The sequence below is a fragment of the Actinomadura sp. 7K507 genome (genome assembly GCF_004348425.1).
Classification (GTDB): Bacteria; Actinomycetota; Actinomycetes; order Streptosporangiales; family Streptosporangiaceae; genus Spirillospora.
Genome location: NZ_SMKK01000442.1, coordinates 1 through 3,176 on the forward strand (window position 1 = coordinate 1; position 3,176 = coordinate 3,176).

Below are 3,176 nucleotides of genomic sequence, written 5' to 3' on the forward strand. Positions count from 1 at the left end.
GGACGGCCGCCACGCCCTCGGAGAAGACCGCCGCGTCTTCCCTGCGGGGCGGGCCCGAGTCCGCGAAACCCAAGGGCGGCGGGCAGGACTGGAAGGCCCGCAAGGAGCTCGACAGGCTCGAACGCCGCCTGGAGAAGCTCGCCCGGCAGGAGGCCGAGCTGCACGAGCGGCTGGCGGCGCACGCGACCGACTACGCCAAGCTGCAGGAGCTGGACGGCCGGCTGAAGGAGATCCAGGCCGAGGCCGCCGGTATCGAGGAGGAGTGGCTGATGCTCGCCGAGGACCTCGGCTGACGGGCGTCTCGGCCGGCGGGCGGCTCACGGCATCTCTGCTGATAGGACGGTGACCTCGGATGACGACATGGATCATCAGGACGGACGAGCCCGGTGACGGTCCGCGGCTCGCCGTCAAGGACGCCATGGACGTCGCTGGGCTGCCCACCACCGCGGGCTGCCAGGCCGTCGCCGAACGCGCCGAACCGGCCGCCGCCGACGCGTCCGTCGTCGCCTCCGCCCGCGCGCAGGGCGCCCGCGTCGCCGGGAAGGCCAACCTCAACGAGCTGTGCATGGCCGCCGACGGCGTGAACCCGTGGGCGGGCACGCCGGTGAACCCGCTCGACCCGTCCCGCGTGCCCGGCGGCTCGTCCAGCGGCTCCGCCGTCGCCGTCGCCACGAGGGAGGCCGATGTCGCGTTCGGCACCGACACGTCCGGGTCGATCCGCATTCCCGCCGCGTGCTGCGGCATCGCGGGACTGAAGACCACCAACGGGCGCGTCCCCCTCGACGGCGTGTATCCGCTGTCGCCGACCCTGGACGTCGTCGGGCCGATCGGACGCGACGTCGCCGGCGTCGTGCTCGGCATGAGCCTGATCGAGCCCGGGTTCGCGCCCGTCCCGTTCGACCCGTCCGCGACGATCGCCCGTCTCCGCGTGGACGGCGTGGACCCATCGATCGACGCGGCCGTCGACGACGCGCTGCGCCGCCTCGGCCCGATCACCGACGTGACGTCCGCGCACTACGCGGACGCCGCCACGGCCAACGGCATCATCGTCAGCGACGAGGGATTCCGGCAGAACGGGCACCTTCTCGACGACCCGTCCAAGCTCAGCGGGCGCATCCTCCGCCGCATCCAGACCATGGGCGACGTGTCCGGAGCAGGGATGCTCGACTGGGCCGTCGGCGTCCAGAAGTCGATCCGGGCCGAGCTGGGCGGCATCCTCGCCCGCCACGCGGTGATCGCGCTGCCCGTGCTGACCTGCGTTCCCCCCGAACCCGATGAGGCGGACGAATCAGACCTCGCCCTCACCGCGCTCGCCGGGCAGATCAACGTCGCCGGACTGCCGGCGTTCGCGCTGCCGGTCCCGCTGCCGGGGTCGCATCTGCCGGCGTCCGTCCAGCTCATCGGCCCCGCGGGCGGCGAGGAGCGCCTCTGCGGCGTCGCCGCCGCCCTGGAGGCGGCCCTGTCCTAGGACCGCTCGGGCGGCTAGTGCCGTTCGGTGTCGCTGTCGAACGGGATCAGGAGCGTGCGCAGCAGGCCGGCGAGCACGTCGCGCTGGTCGGAGCTGAGGCTGTCCAGGATGGCCTGCTCCCGCTCCAGCAGGTCGGCGAACGCGGCGTCCACGCGGGTCCGGCCCGCGCCGGTCAGGCGGACCAGGACGCCGCGCTTGTCCTGCGGGTCGGGATGCCGCTCGACGAGCCCCGCCGCCGCGAGCCGGTCGATGCGGTTCGTCATGGTGCCGGACGTCACCAGCGTCGCCCGCAGCAGCCGTCCCGGGCTCAGCTCGTACGGGCTCCCGGCCCGGCGCAGCGCGGTCAGCACGTCGAACTCCCACGACTCCAGGTCGTGGTCGACGAACACCGCGCGCCGGGCGCGGTCGAGGTGCCGGGCCAGCCGTGAGACGCGGCTCAGGACCTGCAGCGGCCGGACGTCCAGGTCCGGCCGCTCGTTGTTCCACGCCTCGACCAGCCGGTCGACCTCATCCTGCATGGCGTCACCCTACCTGTCTTGATATCGAGACACACCGGCCGCCCTGATCCGCTCCGCCGCCTCTGCGGCCTGCCGGATCCCCTCCCGGTAGACGGGAGCCCAGCGCGCCAGATCGCCGACGTTCTCCCCGAACGCCTCCAGGGCCCCCTCATCAGGGACGATCCGGACATCCGCCCCCGTGCCGTCGGACATGTGCGCCAGCGGCTCGATCAGGACGACCGTCTCCGCCCCCTTCGCCAGGCCCGCGTTGGACCCGCCGCCGAACGCGCCGTCCATATAGCGGCGGCCCCCGATGGTGAGCGGCTCCGCGAAGCCCGGCGCCGCACTGCTCGCCGCCACGGCGGCCGCCAGCGGGACGCCGCTCGTCCCGTCCCACACGACCGGCTTGCCCGACTCGACGTCCACGGCGGTGACGAGCAGCCGTCCCTCCGGCCACACGCCCTTCTCCACCAGGAACTCCATGCGTGCCAGATGGCGCTCCTCGGGCAGCGCCTCCGCCTCCAGCGCCAGCCGGCCGATCCGCCGCCTGGCCTCGTCCGGGTCCAGGCCGCCGGTGCGGAGGATCTCGAACACGCGGGCCATCACCGATCCGTCCGCCGCCGTTCCTTCCACCACGGGGTCCGGGCCACCCGAGGGCGGAAGCTCCGCCAGCGCCGCCAGGTCCCGGCCGGTGGCGATCATGGCCCCGGCGATCGCGCCCGCCGACGTCCCGACAGTCAGGTCCGCCGCGGCCAGATCCACGCCCGCCCGCCGCAGCCCCTCCGCGAGCCCGGTCAGCCACGCCGTCCCGACCGGGCCGCCGGGCCCGAGCACCAGGGCCCATCCGCCTTCACCGAGTTCCATGGCACAGACCTTATGGACGCCCCGGCCAGCGCGACATCCGTCAACTGACCTAGGCCGTGTTTAAGAAGTGGTCTTGGTGACTGATCGGAGCCAGATGTCGATCACAGCGACCTCGATGGTGGCCTGGTATCGGACGGCGAGCTTGTCATAGCGGGTCGCCACCGCCCGGTGCTGTTTCAGCAGGTTGATGCCGCACTCGACTGCGTGGCGGAGCCGGTAGGCGTCCGGGTCGAACACCGGTGGGCGTCCTCCGGTCGAGCCCTTGGCCTTGCGGTTGGCCTGCTGATCGGCCTTCACGGGAATGGTGGCCGCGATCCCGCGACGGCGCAGATGGGCGCGGTTGGCCT

The 3,176-nt window shown here is 73.2% G+C and carries 4 protein-coding genes and 1 pseudogene; 2 read left to right on the forward strand and 3 right to left on the reverse strand.

From position 1 onward, the window contains the following. Positions 1–293, forward strand: a 293-nt coding sequence (locus tag E1285_RS44090) for an ABC transporter C-terminal domain-containing protein (RefSeq protein ID WP_243723475.1), incomplete at its 5' end; no start/stop codon positions are given. 59 nt (positions 294–352) lie between these two features. Then, positions 353–1,468: an amidase gene (locus E1285_RS44095; protein ID WP_132160862.1), complete on the forward strand. Its 1,116-nt coding sequence runs from the start codon at positions 353–355 to the stop codon at positions 1,466–1,468. Positions 1,469–1,482: 14 nt separating this feature from the next. Here E1285_RS44095 and E1285_RS44100 read toward each other — a convergent pair whose 3' ends face one another. The 3 genes and pseudogenes from E1285_RS44100 to E1285_RS44110 all read right to left on the reverse strand — a co-directional run. Further along, positions 1,483–1,986: a MarR family transcriptional regulator gene (locus E1285_RS44100; RefSeq protein WP_132160863.1), complete on the reverse strand. Its 504-nt coding sequence runs from the start codon at positions 1,984–1,986 to the stop codon at positions 1,483–1,485. A gap of 9 nt (positions 1,987–1,995) precedes the next feature. Further along, positions 1,996–2,829: a patatin-like phospholipase family protein gene (locus E1285_RS44105; protein WP_132160864.1), complete on the reverse strand. Its 834-nt coding sequence runs from the start codon at positions 2,827–2,829 to the stop codon at positions 1,996–1,998. A 141-nt stretch (positions 2,830–2,970) separates the two neighbouring features. Then, positions 2,971–3,176 (reverse strand): annotated as a pseudogene (locus tag E1285_RS44110) (IS5/IS1182 family transposase); the annotation flags it as partial.

Coding starts and splice junctions, on each gene's coding strand:
- E1285_RS44095 (WP_132160862.1), top strand. CDS start 353: ATGACGACATGGATCATCAGGACGGACGAGCCCGGTGACGGTCCGCGG.
- E1285_RS44100 (WP_132160863.1), bottom strand. CDS start 1,986: ATGCAGGATGAGGTCGACCGGCTGGTCGAGGCGTGGAACAACGAGCGG.
- E1285_RS44105 (WP_132160864.1), bottom strand. CDS start 2,829: ATGGAACTCGGTGAAGGCGGATGGGCCCTGGTGCTCGGGCCCGGCGGC.